At 37.9% G+C, this 882-nt stretch carries 1 protein-coding gene; it reads right to left on the reverse strand.

Annotated features, from left to right (window positions below):
- The coding region (locus LBV24_RS15030) for an HYR-like domain-containing protein (RefSeq protein ID WP_449667982.1) at window positions 1–882 on the reverse strand (882 nt) is incomplete at both ends.

Genomic DNA, 882 nt, shown 5'->3' on the forward strand with positions numbered 1-882 from the left:
TGTAAAGAACTCATTATAGTTGTCACCATTAGCTGTAACCGTTTTAGATATTACAACATTATCCTTACCACAAGCGAGTACCACACAATCATCATCAATAGTAACATTAACCTCTACTTCCTTTGGACATGGTCCTTCGGTGATCGAGTACATAAATGTGTACATTCCAACTTCAACAGTAGAAGGGTCAAACATGCTTCCATTGATTGTAGCATCTCCAGATACAACACTCCATGTACCGTTCATATTAAAATCACCAGATAATAAGTCGAATAAATCAAACTCTGCATCTAGTATACAGAACGAACTGTCAAAAGCATTAATTACATTGCTAATCTCAACTGAAACATTTTGAGTGAATATTGCTTCATTTCCACAATCATCAACTACTGTCCATGTTCTAATTATCTCGTAATCCTCAAAGTCGTTAGCCTGAGTTGATACCTCTTCAAAAGTAACCTCGATATCCGTAGAACACGCATCTTCAAAAACAAGATTTGGAACTTCAGGTATATCATCACATGCGGCCGTAACGTTTTCGTCAAATGGTGTTACTAGCGCTGGAGGTGTAGTATCTTGAACCGTAATAATTTGAGTATGAACGGTAGAATTGTCACATGCATCAATTGCTGTCCATGTTCTAGTAATTATATAATCACCAACACAGGCACCATTGTCAATAACTTCTACAAATGTTACGTTAGCATCACCACAATTATCCGTAGCTAGTAACTCTTCTGCATCTGGTATTTCATCACATTCTACATCTATATCTCCTGGGAGAGTTGATGTAAACGTAGGAGCAGTAGTATCTACTACGGTAATAGTCTGAACAAGCGATGTTGTATTGTCACAAGCATCGGTCAACGACCAAGTACGCGT

Source organism: Winogradskyella vincentii (genome assembly GCF_020166345.1).
GTDB classification, from domain to species: domain Bacteria; phylum Bacteroidota; class Bacteroidia; order Flavobacteriales; family Flavobacteriaceae; genus Winogradskyella; species Winogradskyella vincentii.